This window comes from Bradyrhizobium sp. AUGA SZCCT0160, from assembly GCF_018130105.1.
GTDB lineage: Bacteria > Pseudomonadota > Alphaproteobacteria > Rhizobiales > Xanthobacteraceae > Bradyrhizobium.
This window is the reverse complement of sequence record NZ_JAFCMD010000002.1, coordinates 21118-41152: the sequence shown is the minus strand read 5'-3', so window position 1 is coordinate 41152 and position 20035 is coordinate 21118. Positions and strand designations below refer to the sequence as shown.

Here is a 20035-nt window from a genome sequence, read left to right as displayed (position 1 = left end):
TCCGAGTCCAGAAAGCGCCCGCCTTGAACGTCATCGTCAACGAGATTTCCGAGATCGACCGAGTAGCGTCGTGCGACGCCGTGCTCGGGCGCGGAGTCACGGGCAAGCCCGCGGGGCTCGCAGCATGCTGATCGGACAAGCCAGCATCAATTTGACCGCCAATATCATCTCGGCCTTGCTGGGCCTGTTGAGCGTGTTCGTTTTCACGCGGCTGTTCTCGCCGCATGATTATGGCGTCTATCTGCTGGGCATCGGTTTTGCGTCCGTCATCAGCGTTTTCCTCGTCGGCTGGTTCCGTAATCTCATCCTGAGCGGTCACGCCCGCGACGACGGCCCCGACGTGCGCGGCCGCGTCATCTCGGGCTACCTGATCTGCTGTCTCACCGCGCCGATCGCCTATGTGCTTGGACGATTGGTTGGATTGGACACGCATGCGGCGCTGGCGGCAGTCGTGCTTTCGGTCGCGATCGGCCTGTTCGAACTGACCCAGGATCTGGTTCGCGCCCGGCTGATGGCATTTTCGGTCATGAAGGCGACGCTGGTCCGCGCCGGCGCCGTGCTCGCCCTCGGCATGATCGTGGCACTGGTCAGCCCGTCTGGCTTCCTGCTGCTGCTGTCGTCCGCGCTCGCCTACCTGCTTGCGGTGCTGGTGCAGTCGCGCACCGCCTGGCGCGGTACCAAGGTCAAGTTCGACGGCACCGGCCTTGCGGCGCTGGCGAAGACCGGCCTTCCCCTTACCCTCTCTCTCACTCTGCTCGCGATTTCCAGCGTCACCGATCGCTTCATGATCGCCAATCTGGTGGGTGCGGCGGACGCCGGCAAATATGTCGCCGCGCTCGATCTGGTCCGGCAGACCCTGATGATGCCGGCCATGAGCGCCGCCGCGGCGTTCTTCCCGATGGCGGTGCAGATTCACGCCAGCAAGGGCGACGCGGCGGTGCGGTCGCATCTGTCCGAATGCGTCGAGTTGCTGCTCAGCATCACGCTGCCGGCCTGCCTCGGCTTCGCGGTGATTTCCGCTCATGTCGCCAATATCATTCTCGGGCCGGATTTCCGCGAACTGGCGGCGCAGACCATGCCGATCATCGCGGTGGCCGTGGTCTTCCAGATCCTGACCCAGCAATATCTGCACGCCAGCTTCCTGCTCTCCGGACGCAACTCGTTCTATCTGATCAACACGGCTTCGATCATCGCGGCCAATGTGATCCTGTCCTACATCTTGGTCAGCCTTTACGGCACGGTCGGCGCGGCCTGGGCGCGGCTCGGCGCCGACGTGGTCGGATTTTCCTGCGCGCTGATCCTCAGCCGCTTTGCCTTCAAGGTCCCGCTGCCGCTCGGCCGGCTGGCGCTGATCATGATCGCCGGACTGGCGATGGCGCTGACCGTCGCGGCGCTCGACAGACACCTGCACGTCGCCGATCTCGCCGCCTGCGCCGTGCTGGCCAGTGCCGGACTCGTCACCTACGCGGCCCTGTGCTGGCTGTTCGACATCTCCCGGATTCGCGGCCGTCTGAAAACCGGCTTCGCGATGTTCCGGGCCAAATTCGCAAACATCAACGGATAAGAACAAATGACCAAGACATTTGCCCTCGATCCCCTTCATTCGGCTTTCACTGACGCCGCCGACCGGCCGGCCGCGCAGCATCCGCAGTCGCTGCTCGACCTGCCGCCCGGCGAGGCCCGGCAGAGTCTGCTGACCGTTCACAGCATTCTCGAGGCCAAACTGCCCGCGACCGATCTCAAGATCTATGAGGCCGGCGGCGGCTCGACCAGCTTCCTGCCGCTCAGCGTGCTCCGACGCGCTCATGTCACCGTGGTCGATATCGACGAAGACCAGATCCGCAACAATGATTACGCGCAGGAGACGATCCTCGGCGACATCCAGATCCATCGCTTCGCGCCCGACAGTTTCGATCTCGTGATCTGCTACAACGTGATCGAGCATGTGCCCGACGTGGAAGCGGCGCTGCTTGGCTTCTGCCAGGCGCTAAAAGAAAACGGACTGATCCTGATCGGCGCGCCGAATCCAAGGTCGCTGTCCGGCGTCGTCACCAAATATTCGCCGCACTGGTTCCATGTCTGGTTCTACCGCCATATCCGCGGCGACAAGAACGCCGGCTTGCCCGGCTGCGCGCCGTTCCCGACTCATTTTCATCCGCTTGTCACGCTGGCGAACCTGGAAGCCTTCGCCGACCGGCACGGGCTGCAGATGATTTATTGCAAGCAGTATGAGAGCCCGCGCTATCCGGAGATGCGCCGGCGCAAGCCGCTGTTCGCAAGCCTGATCGACGCCGCCGCCAAGGTGATGAACGTCTTCCTGCCCGGCAAGACCGACGTGCGGCACGGCGACTATCACGTGATCTTGAGGAAGCGCTGAGAATGAACGCTATGTTCTCAGAGGCGCGAGTAAAAGTCAGCCACCGGCTGGCGATGCATCTGCACGCCAATTCCTTCCGGATGCGCAATGCCACGCCGATGGTCAGCTTTACCTTTGACGATCTGCCGAAAAGCGCGGCGACGACCGGCGCGGATCTGCTCGAGGCGCACGGCGCGCGCGGCACATTCTATGTGTCGGGAGGCCTGGTTGGCGTCGAAAAGCGCGAATGGCCGGCCGGCGACGCCGACGACCTGCTTTCGCTCTACCGCCGCGGCCACGAGATCGGCTGTCATACGTTCTCGCACCTGCGTGCCAGCGATCTCGACGTGGCCTCCCTCGCCAGCGAGATCATGCGCAACCGGGGTTACCTCCGCGCGCTGGACGCCTCTATCGAGACTGAGACCTTTGCCTATCCCTACGGCCTGGGATCGTTCGGCCGGAAGAACCAGCTCAAGGACCAGTTCCAGACCTGCCGCAGCATCGTACCGGGTATCAACGGCGGCGAAATCGATCTGCAGTTCCTTCGCGCCGTGCCGCTGATCGACGGCCAGATGGACCGCGCCAGGATCGAACGCATGTTCGACGAGGCCGAAACCAATAACGGATGGTTAATTTTCTACGGCCACGACGTTGCTGAACGGCCGAGCCCCTGGGGCTGCTCGCCAGCCCTGCTCAACCATGCCCTGGAGGTGGCAGCGCGCCGGAAAATTCCGGCTTTGACAATGGCGGAGGCATTGCGATGCGCCCGCGCATAAACGCTTTGTTTGCCATTTCGGTGAATAGTCCCTCAATGAGTATGGTTAATTTTCCCTGTTGCGTTTTTGGCGCGTTGAAGTCCCGCGCGCGTGGCGTAAGGCGAACAGTAACCCCTCAGCCGATGTGTGCGGCAGTTGGAATGGAAGCTGGGGTCGATGCTTATCTATGACGAGCCGATAAATCAGGCCAAACCTGACCCCCGGCCCGCCGCAACGCCGGCATTGGGTGGCTTCAGCGTGCTCGATCTGGTTCAACTGCTGTGGCGGCGGAAGATCGCGATCGCCTCGGCGGCGCTGCTCTGCGCCTGCGTCGCGGTGGCGATCGGCAAGAGCCTGACACCGAAATATACCGCAACGGCCCAGCTCTACGTCGATCCCCGCGAATTGCAGCTGGTCGATCGCGAACTCACGCCGCGCGCGCCGGACCTGTCCGGCCTTGCGATGGTGGTCGAGAGCCAGGGGCGCGTCATCACATCGAACAACGTGCTGTTGCAGGTGATCCGCGAGACCCATCTCGAGAAGGACCCTGAGTTCGGCGGCGGCAGCGGCAAGGGCCTGTTCGGATCGCTGCTCGGCCTGTTCGGGATCGAACTGCGCCCGACCGCCGAGCAGCGCAAGCTCGTCGAGATGGCGGCGCTGGAAACCCTGATCCGCCACATCAATGTGAAAAAGACCGACAAGACCTTCATCGTCGACATCGAGGTCTGGTCGATCGACCCGGTGAAGGCGGCGATGCTCTCGAATGCGATCGCCAAGGCCTATTTGACCGAGAATACCCAATCGCAGGCCGCGCGGGTCCGTCGCGCCACCAGCGATCTTTCCAGCCGGCTCACGGAATTGCAGGATCGGCTTCGCACCGCCGAGAATACGCTCGCGGTCTACAAGGCGCAGAACAATTTCGTCGGCACGCAGGACACGCTGATCAGCGACCAGCAGCTCTCCGCCAGCAACCAGCGGCTTGCCGCGGCGCGGGCGCTGACGCTCGACGCGCAGGCCAAATACGATCAGATCGCGGCCAGCCGCAAGACGTCGGCGGACGCCGGCGCCATTCCGGAGGCGCTGCAATCGCCGACCATCGCCAATCTGCGTTCGCAATATGCCGAAGCCAGGAAGCGCCAGGCCGAATTGCAGAGCGAATTGGGGCCGCGCCATCCCGCCCTGCGCCAGATGGAGAAGCAGGTCGAGGATCTGCGCCGGACCATCGGCGAGGAAACCGATCGCTTTTTGCAGGCGGCGAAGAATGACCTGACCCGCGCCCGGGATTACGAAGCTTCCCTGAATAAGGCGCTCGAGACCCAAAAGCGCCAGAGCGTCCAGATGAGCCAGGCCGCGGTCAAGCTGCGCGAACTCGAACGCGACGTCGAAGCCAGCCGCGACGTCTACCAGTCGTTCCTCAAGCGATCGCGCGAGACCGAGGAGCAGGAGACGCTGAACACCTCGAGCGCCCGCATCATCGGCGACGCCACCGTGCCGCAGCGGCGCACCTTCCCGCCGGGCATGGCCTTGTTCGCCATGATCGGCTTTATGCTGGGCGGGCTCGCCTCGGCTGCGTGGATCATCGCTGTCGACCAGCTGGCGCCCGGCGCCAACCCGGTTCGACCCAACACACCGGTCAGGACATCGGCCTCGTCCGCCGCGCAAAATCGGACGCCTGCCGCGGCCACGAGGCAACCGTCGGCCACCCCGCAGCCCGCCGTCAGCCTGATCGCGAAGCCGTCGATCACCCGGCTGCAGGAATCGGACGTTGTACGCACGCTCGGCGGAATCCTGGCGACGGGCGGCACCCCCGATGTCGTCAGCCTCGGCTGGCCGACGCTCCGGGCCGGCTTCCCGCTGATGACATTCCTCAACACCATGCGCGAAATCCGGACCGCACTGGCGACGCGCGTCGCCAAGGACACCGCGCCCGTCATGGCCGTGATCGGCGCCGGCGATGGCGAGGACCGCAGCATTGCCGCGCTCAATGTCGCGCTCTCGGCCGCCCGCGATGGCGCCAGGGTGCTGCTGATCGATGCCGATCAAAAGAACTATACGCTGTCGAACAAGGTGGCCCACCTGGCTAAGGAAGAGACCGGCCGTCTCGGCTGGCTCAATATTGCCGCCAAGGCTGCGCGCGTCGTCAGGACCGCGAACGGGATTTCGATCCTGCCGGCCCTCAAGGCCTCGGATACCAAGGCAAGCGACACCATCCGCAAGGCGATTGCGCAGGCGCGCATCGGCGGCGACTACGATCTGGTGGTCCTCGACGGGCCTGCCATGCCGTGGAGCCCGGCCGACCACGCGCTGTTCGACGCCACCGTCGGGCTGGTCGCGATCCTTCCGGTCAAGCTCGACATTAACGAGAGCATGGAAGACATCATCACCGCGCTCGGCGAGACCGAGCGCAAGCTGGTCGGTGTCGTCATCAACGAACTTACCCCCACGGCCGTCAACCGTCAGCGAGACAAACAGTATGCGTGAGCGTCGCTTGAATCCCCTCGGGAGAGCCGCTACTGCCGGCGTTCCCCGAATCACACTGGGCGGGCTGCGGCTTGCCGTGCTCGACCTTGAGCAGACCGCGGACTTCATGATCGAGATGGTGTTCCCGCAACGCCGGCTCGCTCGCCCGCTGTATCTCACCTCGGCCAATGGCGAGGTGCTGGCGCGCTGCTCCACCGAACCGATGACCGACCGGCTGTTTCGCTCCGCCGATCTGATCAATGCCGACGGCCAGCCGCTCGTGACGGTGTCGCGGTTGAAATCGTCGACGCCGCTCCCCGAGCGGGTCGCGACCACCGACCTGTTCCACGTCGTCGCCCGCAAGGCGCAGGCGGCCGGCTTGACCTTCTACATGTTCGGCGCCGATGAGGCGGAGAACGCCGCTGCCGTCGCCAATGTTCGCAAGCGCTATCCGGACCTGAAGATCATCGGACATTCGCACGGCTTCCTCCGCGGCGACGCGCTGCGGGCCAAGGTCGACGAAATCAACGAGCTGGCGCCCGATTACCTCTGGCTTGCGCTTGGCGTTCCCTATGAGCAGGCCTTTGTCGAGGAATACACCTCGCGCCTGTTCAAAGTCGGCGTGATCAAGACCTCTGGCGGACTGTTCAACTTCCTGTCGGGCAGCCGGGCCCGCGCTCCGTATTGGATGCAGGCGGTAGGGCTCGAATGGGCCTGGCGCATCTGGCTGGAGCCGCGCCGGCTGTTCTGGCGCTATTTCACCACCAATCCGCGCGCGCTCTATCTGCTGTTCAACAAGAGCCGGCCTTCGGCCACCGAACGGGCCCGGGACTGATGGGCGCCGGTCTGGCGAGCGATCGTCCGGCCATCCTGGTCACGGGCGGCGCGGGCTATATCGGCTCGCATTGCTGCCGGGCGCTTGATGCGGCCGGTTATCTCCCCGTTTGCTACGACAATTTCTCGACCGGCCACCACAGCTTCGTCGCGAGTGCGCTGGTTACCGGCGACATCGCCGACAAGGCCACGCTGGCGCGCGCCTTCGCCGAGCACGACATCGTCGCGGTCATGCATTTCGCCGCATCCAGCCTGGTCGGCGAATCCGTGGTCGACCCGCAGAAATACTACGTCAACAACCTCGCCGGCACGTTGGCGCTGCTGGATGCGATGCGCGAGGCCGGCTGCAGCCGCCTGGTATTCTCGTCGACCGGCGCGGTCTATGGCAATGCCGACAGCAAGGCGCTGCCCGAAAATTATCCGTGCGCGCCGATCAATCCCTATGGCGCCTCGAAATGGATAATCGAGCGGGTGCTTTCGGATTATCGCGGGGCCTACGGGCTCGGCTCGTTCGCGCTGCGCTATTTCAACGCCAGCGGCGCCGATCCCGCCGGCGGCATCGGCGAGCAGCGCGAGGTGGAAACCCATCTCATTCCGCGCGCGATGATGGCGCTGCAGGGCCACGTGCCGGATTTCGCGGTATTCGGCGACGATTACGCGACGCCGGACGGCACCGCGATCCGCGACTACATCCATGTCACCGACCTTGCCGCCGCCCATGTGCTGGCGCTGAAGCTCTTGCTCGAAGGGCATTCCGGCGGCGTCTTCAATCTCGGCACCGGCAAGGGATTTTCGGTGCGGGAGATACTCGCGGCGATCGCGAGCGAGACCGGGCGCGAAGTACCGCACGTCGTCAAGCCACGCCGCGCCGGCGACCCGACCTATCTGGTCGCGGACGCTTCCGCCGCGCGCGAAACATTGCACTTCCGCCCCGCTTATTCGGATCTAGCGACCATCATCCGCACCGCCTGGGCCTGGCACAAGACAGCTCACCCGCTCAAGACCGGCTGAGTTCGCACAAAAGCGGTCCACCGGCGGCAATGCCGCCCGGCTGTTGGGCTAACCGGCGAAGGTCTAGGTGGAAACTGTTGCAGGGACGGCCGTCCGACGCCTCAGACGGCTTCCCTGGTCATGACCGCGTTCGCGCCCTGCGTCGAGGTGGGACCTTGCGGCTGCAACGGCGCGTCGTTATTCGACAAACCCGCGACCTTGCGGATAAGCGATACCGGGGTTGCCGAGAACGACTCGATGCAAAGTGCGACGACGTCAGGCGGCGACTTCTCGATCATGGCGACCACCGCTTTTTCATCCAGCTGATCCGGCTCCCAGTAGGAAGTCGCCAGGCTTTGCGTGGTCAGCCGGTGTGTCGCCCGGTGGGCCGGTGACTGGCTCACAAAGTACCCATAGAGGATGTATTCGGAAAACGAGCGCGTCTTGCCAAGCGCTACCGCCCAGGGCATGCCGGTGACGGCTTCGATCGTGGCGGTCATGTCGCGCAAGGTCGATCTGTCCCAGACGAGCACATTGCCGATATAGTCGTCGGCCGGGAACGCGGTGGCGCTGCCGCCCAAAAGGCGATCGCTGTTTCGGACCCAGACATTATGCGACGGCTTATCGGCCGGAATCGCCAGACGATCGACATAGAGCGGGGTCAAGTCAGCGCCGGCATAGGCGGCGACATCGAACGGACGAAAGAACGTGTTATCGGAATCGACGATGCAATAGCGCTGATGCGGCAGGTGCAAGGCGCCCGCGATCTTGAGAAGCTGCTGGATATGCCAGCCGTGCAGCGGACCCGACCGGAACGACCACCACGTCCTGCGCCCCTTGCGCGAGACAAAAGGCGGCAACGCCCTCAGCCAGGACGGCAAGAAGCGCGAACTCGGCAGCACGGTGCGGCGGCTATTTTCGAACCGGGCAAAATACGGCAGGTCGTCGTCATTGACGATGACGTAATGCCGTTCGTATCCGCTGACGAACCGATCGAGACTCTCGCAGAGCAATTCGAAGCGATCGAGATCGCCGCGATAGGTCGGGGTCATCAATGCTATGCTTTTAGTCACGCCACTTCCCGTCATGATGTCTTGTGTGACCGGCGATCGAGATCGATCCCGATCAGGTTGATATAATAGATGATCGCTTGAGGGCTTCAAACAACGCTTCGCTGTTAAGATAAACAGTGATTGATGAAACCCGCGCTCGATCCCATGACGAAGCCATGAAACGGCAGCGGCATTCCGGCGATCAATTTCGTGCAAGTGATGCCTGTGCTCCCGTGGAACCATGGATAAGCGAAGCTATGGTTACCGAACGGTTAAGGTGGCTTGGGAACATTTGTTCAAGAGCCACAGGCATCAGCAACCTTTCCGGAATTGGCGCGTTTCAAATGCCAGTTCATTCAACGGAGACGCAACATGGCGGTCGCTTCGCAGATCAAGGAACATATGGATGTCATCTCGTCCGACAAGAAGACCGTCGGAAAGGTCGATCACCTCGAGGGACCCGACAAGATCAAGCTGACCAAGCAGAGTTCGCCGGACGGCCAGCACCATCACTTCATTCCGGTGGATTGGGTCGATCACGTCGACCAGCACGTTCACCTCAACAAATCAGGCGCGGATGTGACGTCACACTGGCAACACGGCAGGCAGTAACCCTGACCATGTATTGTGCCGGCTGCGGATGAAGTTATCATCGGCAAGATAACAGGGCCTTCCGATGCATCCGGCGGCAAAACTGCAATTTGAGCGCGTTGTCGTCGAATTTGGGCGATGGCGCGCACTCGCTGAGGATGACCGGCCGCCCGCTCCAGCCTGGTGGTGGGGACCGGCGGTCGAGGTACGGGATATCGCCCAGGCGCTGCCGGCGCGTTGGAGCGCCAGATTGGGTTTGCCCGATGGCGCGACTTACGCCGACGGCGCGGGCGTCCTGTTCCATTCCCTGGCTGGCCAGGTCATCCAGCCCTGGCCCTATGACTTTTCGCGCAAGGTGAGGTCCACGGACTCCGACGTGCGCGATTTGCATGCGCAGCCGTCAGATGACAGTGCTTTCCAGCCTTGAAGGCGAAGCCGATTGGCGCGCATCGCCGGCGTCCGGTTGCAGCGGCGGCGAGGCCAGCAGCGGCTCGGCTCGAAGCATATCCGCCATCTGCTGCGGCGGCAGCGGTTTTGAGAACAGGAAGCCTTGCATTTCATCGCAGGCATGATTGCGCAGGAACGTCTGCTGCTCGATGGTCTCGACGCCCTCGGCGATGACGGTCATCCCCAGCGCCTTGCCCATACTGATGATCGCCTGCGTGATGGCCTGGTCCTCTGAATCAACAGGCAGATCGCGCACGAAGGAACGGTCGATCTTGATGGTGTCGATCGGGAATTGCTTCATCAGCGACATCGACGAATAGCCGGTGCCGAAATCGTCGATTGCAAGCCGGATGCCGCGGTTCTGGATCGCGTCGAGCACCTTGATCGCCCGCGAAACGTTGCGCATCACCATGCTTTCGGTGACCTCGAGCTGCAGCAGCACCGGCGACATGCCGCTTGCCAGCAACGCCTCGTCGACATCATGCAACAAATTAGCGTCGGCGAACTGCCGCGGCGACAGGTTGACGGCCATCGTCACCGGCCGCAGGCCGCGGCGTTGCCAGGCCATGTTCTGCGCGCAGGCTTCCGTCAGCACCCAGCGGCCGATCGGCACGATCAGCCCGGTCTCTTCCGCCAGCGGAATGAATTGCCCCGGCGATACCAGGCCGAGATCGGGATGGTTCCAGCGCAACAAAGCCTCGACGCCGGTGATCTGACCGCTCGCCATATCGACCTTCGGCTGGTAGTGCAGCGAGAACTGGTCACGCTCCAGCGCGCGGCGCAGGGCGCTCTCCAGCGTCAGACGCTCGATCGACTGCGCCTTGATCTCCCTGGTGAAGAAGCGGAAGCTGTTCTTGCCGTCCTCCTTGGCAAGATACATCGCCATGTCGGCGTTCTTGGTCAGCGTCTGCATGTCGGCGCCGTCAGACGGATACATCGCGATGCCGATCGAGGCCGTGGTGTGGCACTCGTGGCCGCTGAGCTGCAGCGGCTGGCTCAGCACGGACAGGAGTTCGCCGGCGATGCGTTCGACTTCGTGACGTTCGGCGGCTTCCTCCAGGATCACGACGAATTCGTCGCCGCCGAGCCGCGCCACCACGTCGCTCGAACGCAATGCGTTGCGCAGCCGGCCGCCGATTTCCACCAGCAGCATGTCGCCGGCGTCATGGCCCAGCGAGTCGTTGATGACCTTGAACCGGTCGAGATCGATGAACAGGACCGCAAACGACCGCTGATAGCGCTCCGCGGCATCGATCGCCTGGCGCAGCATCCCGTTGAACATCTCGCGGTTCGGAAGGTTGGTCAGGCTGTCATGCGAGGCCAGATACTCGATCCGCTCGTCCGCTCGCATCTTTTCGTCGGCGCGGTCAAAATTCTCCAGCGCCAGCGATACATTGTCGATGAGCCGCTGCAGCAGTTCGGAGAACTCCGGCGTGAACGTATCCTTCTCGATCGCAACGAAGATCATGACGCCGGCGACCCGCCCCCGCACCAGCAGCGGGTAGGCGGCGCTCGCACGGGTCCCATCCCTGCGGGCGCGCGCATGGAACACCTGGCTACGCGGGTCGGCCAGGTAGTCGTTGATGATGCAGGGCTTGCCCGAGCGGATCGCCATGCCGGCGGACCCGCGTCCTTCCGGATGGGCCTTGTTGGCGGACACCCGCACCTCGCGCGAACTGGCAGCGGTCGGTCCGGCGGCTGCGACAATGTCCAGATAATCGCTGTCCGTTCTCGTCAGCGCAATGGAAGTAGCGGTAAACTTGCCGCCGTTTGCCGTGGCCTGGCACACCAGATCGAACAACTCAGCGCGGGTCGTCGCCCGCACGATCGCTTCATTGGTCGCGCTGAGTGCCGCGAGCATGCGCGTCAGGCGTTCTTTCTGCTCCTCGGTCCTCGCCTTTTCGTCGGCCCGCTCGAACGTCTCCAGCGAGAACGATACGTTGTCGGCGAGCCGTTGCAGGAGCTCGGTAAATTCAGGCGTGAACGCGTCCTTGTACAAGGAGACGTAGAGCATGACGCCGACCACCTGCCCTCGCACCAACAGCGGAAAACCGGCGCCCGATCTGGAGCCCTCCCGGCGGGCCTTGGCGTGGAATGCCGCGGCCCTCGGATCCGCAAGATAGTCGTTGAAGATGCAGGCCTGGCCGGTGCGGAACGTGATGCCGCAGACACCGCGCCCTTCCGGATGCGCTTCATTGATCGACAGGGTGACCTGACGCGCGCTCTGGCCGGTCGGACCGGCGCCGGCCACGATATCCATGAAATCGCTGCCCGGCCTTGCCAACGCGATGGTGGTGGAGGTGAACCTGCCGCCTGTTGCCGCCGCCTCGCAAACCAGTTGATACAGTTCGTCGCGCGATCCCGCCCGAACGATCGCTTCATTGGTCGCGCTCAGCGCCGCGAGCATGCGTGTCAGGCTCTCCTTCTGCTGCTCGGTCTTCGCCTTCTCGTCGGTGCGATCGAAACTTTCGAGCGCAAAAGACACATTGTCGGCCAGCCGCTGCAGCAGCTCGGCAAACTCCGCGGTAAACGTTTCCGTCTGCGAGGAAATGAACAGCATCACACCGACGATCCGCTCCTCGACCAGCAACGGAAACGCGGCGCCCGACCTTGCACCGTCGCTGTTGATGACCTGATCGAACGCATCGTTCCGCGGGCCTGCCAGGAAATCGTTATTGATGCAGGCCTGCCGGGAACGGAACGCCGTCCCGCAGACCCCGCGACCTCCCGGCACAGCCGCGCTGGTCGAGACCTTCAGACGGCGGGCGTTTTCCGCCGTCGGCCCGGCCGAGGCAACCATGTTGAAGGAATCGCTGTCAGGTCTGACGAGAAGGATGCTGGTCGAATTGAACCGGCCACCGTGTGCCGCGGCCGTGCATACCAATTCGAACATTTCGGTGCGCGACCTGGCCCGCATGATCGCTTCATTGGTCGCGCTGAGCGCCTCGAACATCCGCGTCAACCGTTCTTTCTGTTCGTCGGCTTTCGCCTTGGCGTTGGCGCGTTCAAAGTTTTCGAGGGCGAACGAGACGTTTTCCCCGATCCGCGCCAGCAGCGCGATGATCTCCTCATCCGCCGCCCATGCCTTGCCGACAAAGAACATCACGACGCCGACGCTCTGTCCGGCCTTGATCAGAGGCACGGCGACGCAGGCGACGACGCCGGCCTCGCGTCCGGCCTGCTGCCACGGGCCACCCTGCGAGATGTCGTGGTTGACGCAAAGCCGCTGCGTCCGGTACGCCTGACCGGCAACGCCCTTACCGTAGTCATTGTCGGCATCGATCGAGAAGCGCGTCCGGGTCAGCAGATCCAGGCTCTCGCCGCTGCCGGCCGCAGGCTTCAGCCAGATCGAATGCGGCTCGGACAGCAGGACCACCGTCGCGACCGACTTTCCGCTGTAAACGGCGGCATCGCAAACGCGCTGGTAGAGCTCCTGTTCGGTCTTGGCGCGAAGGATCGCTTCATTGGTCGCGCTGATGGCGCCGAACATCCGGTTCAGACGCCGCATCGTCCGCTCGCCATCCTTGCGCGCCGCTTCATGATCGAAATTGTCGAGGGCGAATGAAAGGTTCGCCGACATGCGTTCGAGCAATGCGACGACGGGGGCATCGATCGACCCGGCTTCGCGCCGCGTGACGAGGAAGACGCCGATGCTGCGGCCGTTGCGGGTCAGCGGCAACCCGACGGCCGCGCCGACCTGCCCGGCAGCGGCACCCTGGCGCCAGGCCAGCGAATGCGCGTCGTTGAGATAATCGTTGCTGACGCAGAGCTTCTGATCGCGAAAGGCCTGCCCGCAAACCCCGGAGCCCTCAGGCGTATCCGCCACGATCGAAATGTCGATGCCGCGCAGCCTTGCGGTGTCCTCGCCGAAACCGGCCGCAAACCGCAGCAGATTGGTATGAGGGTCCAGCAAAAAGACGGCCGTCGCCAGGAAGTCCCCGCTGGAGAAAGCGGCTTCACAGACCTTTTCGTACAGTTCTTCCGGCGATTTTGCGTACAGGATCGCTTCGTTGGTCGCATTCAACGCTGCAAATGTACGCGCGATACTGGTCTTCACGGCTCTCGAGCTCCCAGCAGACAATACGGGCCTGCTGCCCCACGGAAATTTATGCGCGAAAGACGCCTAAATGGTCGTTATTGGCGGCCGGAAGTTGCGATTCAGAGTAAATGACCGCCCAACATCGCAAGCCCGTTCTCCGAAGAACTACGGTTCCGTTCACGATTTGTCAGCCATGAGAGCGACGGCGCGTCCGCGAGTAACGCCCTCTGCGACGGTAGCCAATTTTCGTCAGATGAAATCCGAACCGCGCGAGCCCGCCTCACGGGCATGCCGGTACGGACATTCTGCCCTTGCTCTCATGCCACTGCTTTGAGACCATGCTTCGACAACAACAAGCAAGACCCGCTGCTCGCGGGCATTCGATGAGGAAACCCATGCCGATCGTCCAGGCCGACCGTCTCACACGCATCGGCGCGGCACTGCTCAGGGCTGTCGGCGCATCGGACGAGGAAGCCAAAGCGGTCGCTATCGGCTGCGTCAACGCGAACCTCGCCGGCCACGATTCCCACGGTATCATCGCAATCCCGACCTATATCGACCGCGTCAAGGCCGGCCACATCGTGCCCGGAGCGAAGTGGACCATCGTGCAGGAATCGCCGACCACGACCGTGATCGACGGCCACTGGGGTTTTGGGTTTCACGTTAATGCCAAGGCGATGGCGCTGACGATCGAGAAGGCGAAGACCGCGAACGTCGCCGCCTGCACGGTGTTTCGCCAAAGCCATGTCGGTCGGCTCGCCGCCTATCCATTGATGGCGATGCAGGAGGGCATGATCGGCATTGCGACCGCCGACTCCGGCCGCTCGCCGAAGATCGTGGCGCCGTTCGGCGGCCGCGAGGCACGGCTCGGCACCAACCCGATCTCGATTGCCGTTCCCTCCGACCTCGACGCGCCGTTTTATCTTGACATGGCAACCTCCGCCGTCGCCGCTGGCAAGATTGCGCTGGCCGTGTCGCGCAACGAGGAAATCCCGAAGGGTTGGATCGTCGATGCCGAGGGACGGCACACCACCGACCCCAGGGAGTACAGGAAGGGCGGCGCCCTGCTGCCGCTCGGCGGCAGCGAGGGTTACAAGGGCAGCGGCCTTGCCGCGATGGTCGAGGTGTTGTGCGGGCTGCTCACCGGACTTGGCTTCGGCGTCGAGCCGACCGGCCGCCACAATGACGGATGCTTCATGGCGGTGTTCAACGTCGCGGCGTTTCGCCCGCTGAAGGATTTCAAGAAGGAAGTCGCCGAATTCGCGCGCTATCTGAAAGAGACGCCAACGTCCGAAGGTTCCACCGGCGTGTTCTATCCGGGTGAGGTCGAGTATATCCGCGAGCAGCAGCGCAAGGTTTCCGGCATCGAAATCGAGGACGCGACCTGGGACAAATTGCGCGCGCTGGCCGGCGAGTACAAGCTCGCGGCCGAACTCGATCTGACATGAAGCCACGCTTGGCCGATACAGGGAGAACGATATGACACGGCAAATGGCGATGGTCGGCTTCCTGCAGGCGCAGAACTGCACCAATTTGCCGAGTTCGTGGCGGCACCCGGAATCGCGCGACGATTCGATGTCGACCGATTACTATCAGGAGATCGCCCGGATTCTGGAAGCCGGCAAATTCCACATGGCGTTCTTCGACGATCGCCTGGCGATGCCGGACCGCTACGGCAACGACCACGCCCACACGGTCGAATACGGCATCCGCTGCGTGAAGATGGATCCGATCGTGGTGCTGACCACGATGGGCATGGTCACCGAGAAACTCGGATTGGCCTCGACCTGCTCGACCACCTATTTCGAGCCGTTCGACGTCGCGCGCCGCTTCGCCACGCTCGATTTGATGACAGGCGGACGCGCGGGGTGGAACGTCGTCACCTCGCTCAATGACGGCGAAGCCCACAACATGGGCAAGGATGCCCATCTCGAGCATGACTACCGCTACGACCGCGCCGACGAATTTATGGAAGTCGTGCTCGGCCATTGGGACACCTGGGAAGACGGCTCGCTGATCATGGACAAGAACAGCGGCCGCTTCGCCGATCCGGCCAAGGTCAGGCGGCTCGACCACAAGGGTCAATTCTTCAAGTCGCGCGGTCCATTCACCGTGCCGCGCTCGGCGCAGGGCCATCCCGTCATCATCCAGGCCGGCGCGTCCGGCCGCGGTCAGCGCTTTGCGGGACGATGGGGCGAGGTGATTTTCACCGCCGCGCGCAACGTCGCCGCCGCCAAGGAGGGCTATGCCGCGGTCCGCAACGAAGCGGCGAAGGCCGGCCGCGATCCCGACCAGATGTTCCTCTGCAACCTCACCACACCCGTCTGCGGCGCGACCAGGAGCGAGGCCGAGGACAAGATGGCTGTCATCAACAAGCTGCCGCTGCAGATTGACGCGCTGTCGCTGCTCGCGGAAGCCTTGAATTACGACTTCGCCTCCAAGCCGCTCGACGAGCCCCTGACAACAGAAGAGCTCAAGAGCATGCAGGGCATCCTGGGCATTCGCGACGGCGTGCTCAAGAATTCAGGCAAGGCCAATCCCAGCGCGCGCGACTTCGTCACCTTCTCCGGCCGCGGCCAGGTGCAGGACGCGATCGTCGGCGGCCCGAAGGAGATCGCGGACAAGTTGGAGGAGATGTTCGTCGAGCGCGGCTGTGACGGCTTTGTCATCGCCGCCACCATCGTGCCCGGCTCCTACGCCGACTTCGTCAAGCATGTGGTGCCGGAACTGCAGCGCCGCGGCCTGTTTCACAAGGATTATGCCGGCAAGACGTTGCGCGAGAATCTCGGCCTGCCGCGCACCAAAGCCGGCGCCTGGAAAACCAGGCCTCAGGCCGCAGCCGAATAAAACAAAGGACACTTCATGCGTTGGCTCAAATTCACCGCCGCCGGCAACACATCCTGGGGCCTCGTCGAGGGCGACAAGGTCATATCAGTTAGCGGCGACCCGTTCGGCGAATGGCAGCGCGGCGCGCAAACCCATGCACTCAGCGAAGTGAAGATCGAATTGCCGCTGATCCCGCGCACGTTCTATTGCGTCGGGCTGAACTATCTGAAGCATTTGAAGGAAGCCGCCGACAAGGCCGGCACGGTTCCGAACGTGCCTGATCGTCCCGAGATCGGCTACCGCGCGCAGAACGCCCTGATCGCCCATGATGAAGACGTGGTGATTCCGGCAACCGCGACCGAGAAAATCCACTACGAAGGAGAACTGGTCGTCGTCATCGGCAAGAAGGCAAAACACCTGACCGAAGCCGACGCGATATCCTGCGTGTTCGGCTACACCATCGGCAACGACGTCAGCGAACGCACCTGGCAGAAGGCCGATCGCTCGCTGTGGCGATCCAAGAACGCCGACACCTTCAAGCCGATGGGGCCCTGGATCGAAACCGATGTCGACCTCGACCGGATGGAAACTGCGATCCGGGTCAATGGCAAGGAGACCGGCCGCTTCCGCACCAACGAGATGATCTTCGGCATCGTGCCGTTCATCGTCGAGCTGACGAAATATTTCACGCTGTGGCCGGGCGACGTGATCTGGATGGGCACCGACGGCGCCTCGCCGGATCTGAAGGCCGGCGACGTGGTCGAGATCGACATCACCGGCATCGGCACCCTGCGCAACAGGTTCGTGGCGGATAAACGTTAGCGCGCCTACTCGATCTTGATCCCGGCGTCCTGAATCACCTTGCGCCAGCGCGTTTCCTCGACGCTGAAATAGCGGTCGAGTGCCTCGGGCGGCTCCGCCACCATGACAAGCCCTTCGTTGACGCCGAGCTTCTTGAATGCCTCCGACTGGACGGCCTTGGCGGCCGATTTGTTCAGGAGGCCGATGATGTCAGGCGGAGTTTTGGCGGGCGCGTACACGCCATACCAGGCCTCGGCCGCGTAGCCGGGAACGCCGGCTTCCGACACCGTCGGCAATTCCGGGAAGGCCGGCGAGCGCTCGGCCGACGTCACCGCGATTGCGCGCAACTGGCCGGCCGCGACCAGCGAGGCGGCGCTGGCGACCGTGGTGAAGATCACCTGGATCTGTCCGCCGAGCAGGTCGGTGATCGCGGGCGCCGCGCCCTTGTACGGCACGGCGGTCAGGTTGACCTTGGCCATGTGCTTGAACAATTCGCCGGCCAGATGCGCCGAGGTGCCGGTGCCATAGGTGCCGTACGACAGTTTATTGGGCTCGGCCTTGGCCACCGCAATCAGGTCGGCAATCGATTTGATCCGCGACGCCGGATTGACCACGACGAGGTTGAAGGAACGCGCGATCAACGCCACCGCCGCAAAATCCTTATGCGCATCGTAAGGCAGCTTCGCGTTCAGGCTTGGATTGACCGCATTGGCGAAGGTTCCCATCAACAGCGTGTAACCGTCTGGCGCGCTGGCCGCGACCGACTGCGTACCGACGATGGTGCCCGCGCCCGGCTTGTTCTCGATGATGATGGAGGCGCCGAGATCTTTTGCCATCTCCTGCGCCAGCGTCCGCGCGATCACGTCAGTGCCGCCGCCCGGTGCAAACGGCACGACGATCCTGATGGTCCGGTCGGGATAGGCTGCGAAGGCCTTCGCGCTCGACGGGACGGAAACCGCGACCAGCGCGAGCAACGCAACAAGGCTTTTCGTGTGGCGCCGAATTCTCATGTTCGCATCCACCAAAGTTCGCGGTCGATCAGGGCCGCATACCCATAAACCTGGCGGCGCCCCACATCGATATTGAAGCCGAAGACCGGTAGCGCCTAAACCGCGGTCGCCTTGGCGAACTCGACATAGATTTCGCGCAGCCGATCGGTCATCGGGCCGGGCTTGCCGGTCGCGACTTTCTTGCCGTCGATCGATACCACCGCCTGCACGAACACGGAGGCGCTGGTGATGAAAGCTTCCTTCGCGGCCAGCGCTTCTTCCACCGTAAAGGCGCGCTCCTCGATCCGGAGCTGGCGTTCTTCGGCCAGCTTGACCACCGCCTTGCGGGTGCAGCCCGGCAAGATCTCGCTGCCGTTCTGCCGCGTCACCAGCACATCGTCCTGCGTCAGGATGAACGCTGAAGACGAGCCGCCCTCGGTGACCTTGCCGTCCTCGATCATCCAGGCTTCGCCGGCGCCGGCCGCGGCCGCCGCCTGCTTTGCCAGCACCTGCGCCAGCAGCGCCACGCTCTTGATGTCGCGGCGGGTCCAGCGCAGATCGGGCACGGTGATGACGGCAATGCCGGTCTTGGCCGACGGTGCGTTGATGATGTCTTTCACGGAGGTAAACATGACCAGCGTCGGCTTGACGCCCTTTGGAAACGCAAAATCGCGACCGGTGTCGGCGCCACGCGTCACTTCCAGATAGACCATGCCGCTGACGAGATTATTGCGCGTCACCAGTTCCTTCTGGATCTCCTGAATCCGTTCAATGGTCTCCGGCAGCGCCAATTCGATCTCGCCGACCGAACGCTCCAGCCGCGCCAGATGCGAGGCATTGTCGATCAGCTTGCCGTCGAGCACGGCCGCGACCTCATAGATGCCATCGGCGAACAGGAATCCGCGGTCGAGAATCGACACCTTGGCGTCGGCCATGGGCACGAATGAACCGTTGACGTAGGCGATCTGTTCCAAGCGAAGTCTCCTGAGAGCGCGAAGAGGGGTTGAGGACTCATATACGCAAATTGTTAATGCGGATAAACCCTCACAGCGTCATTCCGAGGCGCGCCCTTTGGCGCGAGCCCGGAATCCATACTCCCGACCGTGGTTATGGATTTCGGGCTCGCGCTTCGCGCGCCCCGGAATGACGGTCAGGCTTAATGCGACAGAATCTTCGACAAAAATTTCTGCGCGCGGTCGCTGCGCGGCTTGCCGAAGAAGTCGTCCTTCAGCGCATCCTCGACGATCTCGCCCTGGTCCATGAAGATCACGCGATGCGCCACCTTGCGGGCAAAGCCCATTTCGTGGGTCACGACCATCATGGTCATGCCCTCGCGGGCGAGGTCGACCATCACGTCGAGCACTTCGCTGATCATTTCGGGGTCGAGCGCCGAGGTCGGCTCGTCGAACAGCATGGCGATCGGGTCCATCGCCAGCGCGCGTGCAATCGCCACGCGCTGCTGCTGTCCGCCGGACAATTCGGCCGGGTATTTGTTGGCATGAACCTTCAATCCGACGCGGTCGAGCAGCTTGGCGGCCTTGGCCATCGCCTCGTCGTGGGACCGGCCCAGTACCTTCTCCTGCGCCAGGCACAGATTCTCGATGATCTTCAGGTGCGGGAACAGTTCAAAATGCTGGAACACCATGCCGACGCGGGCGCGCAGCTTGGGCAGGTCGGTCTTCGGATCATTGACCTTGATGCCGTCGAGGATGATGTCGCCCTCCTGGATCGGCTCCAGCGCGTTGACGCATTTGATCAGCGTCGACTTGCCCGAGCCCGACGGGCCGCACACCACGACCACTTCGCCCTTGGCGACCTTGGTCGTGCAGTCCTTCAGCGCCTGGAAGGTCGACCCGTACCATTTACTGACGTGATTGATTTCGATCATGCGCGTT

Annotated in this window: 16 protein-coding genes; 11 read left to right on the top strand and 5 right to left on the bottom strand. The window is 63.2% G+C overall.

Going from position 1 to position 20035, the window contains the following annotated elements:
- The first annotated feature begins 124 nt into the window (after positions 1-124).
- From JQ558_RS03755 to galE, 6 genes are all read left to right on the top strand, one after another.
- Positions 125-1564: a lipopolysaccharide biosynthesis protein gene (locus tag JQ558_RS03755; RefSeq protein WP_212292925.1), complete on the top strand. Its 1440-nt coding sequence runs from the start codon at positions 125-127 to the stop codon at positions 1562-1564.
- Positions 1565-1570: 6 nt separating this feature from the next.
- A complete protein-coding gene (locus JQ558_RS03750; RefSeq protein ID WP_212292924.1) occupies positions 1571-2377 on the top strand; it encodes a bifunctional 2-polyprenyl-6-hydroxyphenol methylase/3-demethylubiquinol 3-O-methyltransferase UbiG in 807 nt (268 codons plus the stop codon).
- A gap of 2 nt (positions 2378-2379) precedes the next feature.
- Positions 2380-3132, top strand: a complete 753-nt coding sequence (locus JQ558_RS03745) for a polysaccharide deacetylase family protein (protein ID WP_249142332.1) — start codon at positions 2380-2382, stop codon at positions 3130-3132.
- 156 nt (positions 3133-3288) lie between these two features.
- Positions 3289-5592 (top strand): exopolysaccharide transport family protein, encoded by a 2304-nt coding sequence (locus tag JQ558_RS03740; RefSeq protein WP_212275716.1) that lies wholly within the window; start codon positions 3289-3291, stop codon positions 5590-5592.
- The gene (locus tag JQ558_RS03735) at positions 5585-6406 is read left to right on the top strand and encodes a WecB/TagA/CpsF family glycosyltransferase (protein ID WP_212209563.1); all 822 of its coding nucleotides are present in this window, start codon (positions 5585-5587) and stop codon (positions 6404-6406) included. The genes JQ558_RS03740 and JQ558_RS03735 overlap by 8 nt, the downstream gene beginning before the upstream one ends.
- A complete protein-coding gene (gene galE, locus JQ558_RS03730; protein ID WP_212292923.1) occupies positions 6406-7416 on the top strand; it encodes a UDP-glucose 4-epimerase GalE in 1011 nt (336 codons plus the stop codon). The genes JQ558_RS03735 and galE overlap by 1 nt, the downstream gene beginning before the upstream one ends.
- Before the next feature lie 101 nt (positions 7417-7517).
- Here galE and JQ558_RS03725 read toward each other — a convergent pair whose 3' ends face one another.
- Positions 7518-8468: a DUF6492 family protein gene (locus JQ558_RS03725; RefSeq protein WP_212292922.1), complete on the bottom strand. Its 951-nt coding sequence runs from the start codon at positions 8466-8468 to the stop codon at positions 7518-7520.
- A 351-nt stretch (positions 8469-8819) separates the two neighbouring features.
- Here JQ558_RS03725 and JQ558_RS03720 point away from each other — a divergent pair, with 351 nt between their 5' ends.
- Positions 8820-9059: a DUF2171 domain-containing protein gene (locus JQ558_RS03720; protein WP_212209560.1), complete on the top strand. Its 240-nt coding sequence runs from the start codon at positions 8820-8822 to the stop codon at positions 9057-9059.
- A gap of 64 nt (positions 9060-9123) precedes the next feature.
- A complete protein-coding gene (locus tag JQ558_RS03715) occupies positions 9124-9465 on the top strand; it encodes a hypothetical protein (protein WP_212209559.1) in 342 nt (113 codons plus the stop codon).
- Here the strand turns inward: JQ558_RS03715 and JQ558_RS03710 are convergent.
- Entirely contained in the window at positions 9439-13542 is a 4104-nt protein-coding gene (locus JQ558_RS03710) for a GAF domain-containing protein (RefSeq protein ID WP_212292921.1), read from the bottom strand. The two genes, JQ558_RS03715 and JQ558_RS03710, sit on opposite strands and share 27 nt — an antisense overlap.
- A gap of 377 nt (positions 13543-13919) precedes the next feature.
- Here JQ558_RS03710 and JQ558_RS03705 point away from each other — a divergent pair, with 377 nt between their 5' ends.
- The 3 genes from JQ558_RS03705 to JQ558_RS03695 are packed head-to-tail and all read left to right on the top strand — an operon-like array spanning position 13920 to position 17172.
- Positions 13920-14972 carry an Ldh family oxidoreductase gene (locus JQ558_RS03705; protein WP_212275726.1) on the top strand — a complete coding sequence of 351 codons (1053 nt, stop codon included), beginning with the start codon at positions 13920-13922 and terminating at the stop codon, positions 14970-14972.
- A gap of 31 nt (positions 14973-15003) precedes the next feature.
- The gene (locus tag JQ558_RS03700) at positions 15004-16371 is read left to right on the top strand and encodes an LLM class flavin-dependent oxidoreductase (protein WP_212292920.1); all 1368 of its coding nucleotides are present in this window, start codon (positions 15004-15006) and stop codon (positions 16369-16371) included.
- A 15-nt stretch (positions 16372-16386) separates the two neighbouring features.
- Complete coding sequence (locus tag JQ558_RS03695) at positions 16387-17172, top strand: fumarylacetoacetate hydrolase family protein (protein WP_212292919.1); 786 nt, start codon at positions 16387-16389, stop codon at positions 17170-17172.
- A gap of 5 nt (positions 17173-17177) precedes the next feature.
- Here the strand turns inward: JQ558_RS03695 and JQ558_RS03690 are convergent, their stop codons facing one another.
- The 3 genes from JQ558_RS03690 to JQ558_RS03680 all read right to left on the bottom strand — a co-directional run bounded on the left by JQ558_RS03690 (position 17178) and on the right by JQ558_RS03680 (position 20028).
- Positions 17178-18161: a tripartite tricarboxylate transporter substrate binding protein gene (locus JQ558_RS03690; RefSeq protein WP_212292918.1), complete on the bottom strand. Its 984-nt coding sequence runs from the start codon at positions 18159-18161 to the stop codon at positions 17178-17180.
- A gap of 95 nt (positions 18162-18256) precedes the next feature.
- The gene (locus tag JQ558_RS03685; RefSeq protein WP_212292917.1) at positions 18257-19114 is read right to left on the bottom strand and encodes a D-amino-acid transaminase; all 858 of its coding nucleotides are present in this window, start codon (positions 19112-19114) and stop codon (positions 18257-18259) included.
- Between the two features lie 182 nt (positions 19115-19296).
- Positions 19297-20028, bottom strand: a complete 732-nt coding sequence (locus JQ558_RS03680) for an amino acid ABC transporter ATP-binding protein (protein WP_212209552.1) — start codon at positions 20026-20028, stop codon at positions 19297-19299.
- Positions 20029-20035: the final 7 nt, after the last annotated feature.

What these genes read in the sequence shown, in the direction of transcription:
- JQ558_RS03755 (WP_212292925.1), top strand. Translation starts at nt 125, where the DNA reads ATGCTGATCGGACAAGCCAGCATCAATTTGACCGCCAATATCATCTCG.
- JQ558_RS03750 (WP_212292924.1), top strand. Translation starts at nt 1,571, where the DNA reads ATGACCAAGACATTTGCCCTCGATCCCCTTCATTCGGCTTTCACTGAC.
- JQ558_RS03745 (WP_249142332.1), top strand. Translation starts at nt 2,380, where the DNA reads ATGAACGCTATGTTCTCAGAGGCGCGAGTAAAAGTCAGCCACCGGCTG.
- JQ558_RS03740 (WP_212275716.1), top strand. Translation starts at nt 3,289, where the DNA reads ATGCTTATCTATGACGAGCCGATAAATCAGGCCAAACCTGACCCCCGG.
- JQ558_RS03735 (WP_212209563.1), top strand. Translation starts at nt 5,585, where the DNA reads ATGCGTGAGCGTCGCTTGAATCCCCTCGGGAGAGCCGCTACTGCCGGC.
- galE (WP_212292923.1), top strand. Translation starts at nt 6,406, where the DNA reads ATGGGCGCCGGTCTGGCGAGCGATCGTCCGGCCATCCTGGTCACGGGC.
- JQ558_RS03720 (WP_212209560.1), top strand. Translation starts at nt 8,820, where the DNA reads ATGGCGGTCGCTTCGCAGATCAAGGAACATATGGATGTCATCTCGTCC.
- JQ558_RS03715 (WP_212209559.1), top strand. Translation starts at nt 9,124, where the DNA reads ATGCATCCGGCGGCAAAACTGCAATTTGAGCGCGTTGTCGTCGAATTT.
- JQ558_RS03705 (WP_212275726.1), top strand. Translation starts at nt 13,920, where the DNA reads ATGCCGATCGTCCAGGCCGACCGTCTCACACGCATCGGCGCGGCACTG.
- JQ558_RS03700 (WP_212292920.1), top strand. Translation starts at nt 15,004, where the DNA reads ATGACACGGCAAATGGCGATGGTCGGCTTCCTGCAGGCGCAGAACTGC.
- JQ558_RS03695 (WP_212292919.1), top strand. Translation starts at nt 16,387, where the DNA reads ATGCGTTGGCTCAAATTCACCGCCGCCGGCAACACATCCTGGGGCCTC.
- JQ558_RS03690 (WP_212292918.1), bottom strand. Translation starts at nt 18,161, where the DNA reads ATGAGAATTCGGCGCCACACGAAAAGCCTTGTTGCGTTGCTCGCGCTG.
- JQ558_RS03680 (WP_212209552.1), bottom strand. Translation starts at nt 20,028, where the DNA reads ATGATCGAAATCAATCACGTCAGTAAATGGTACGGGTCGACCTTCCAG.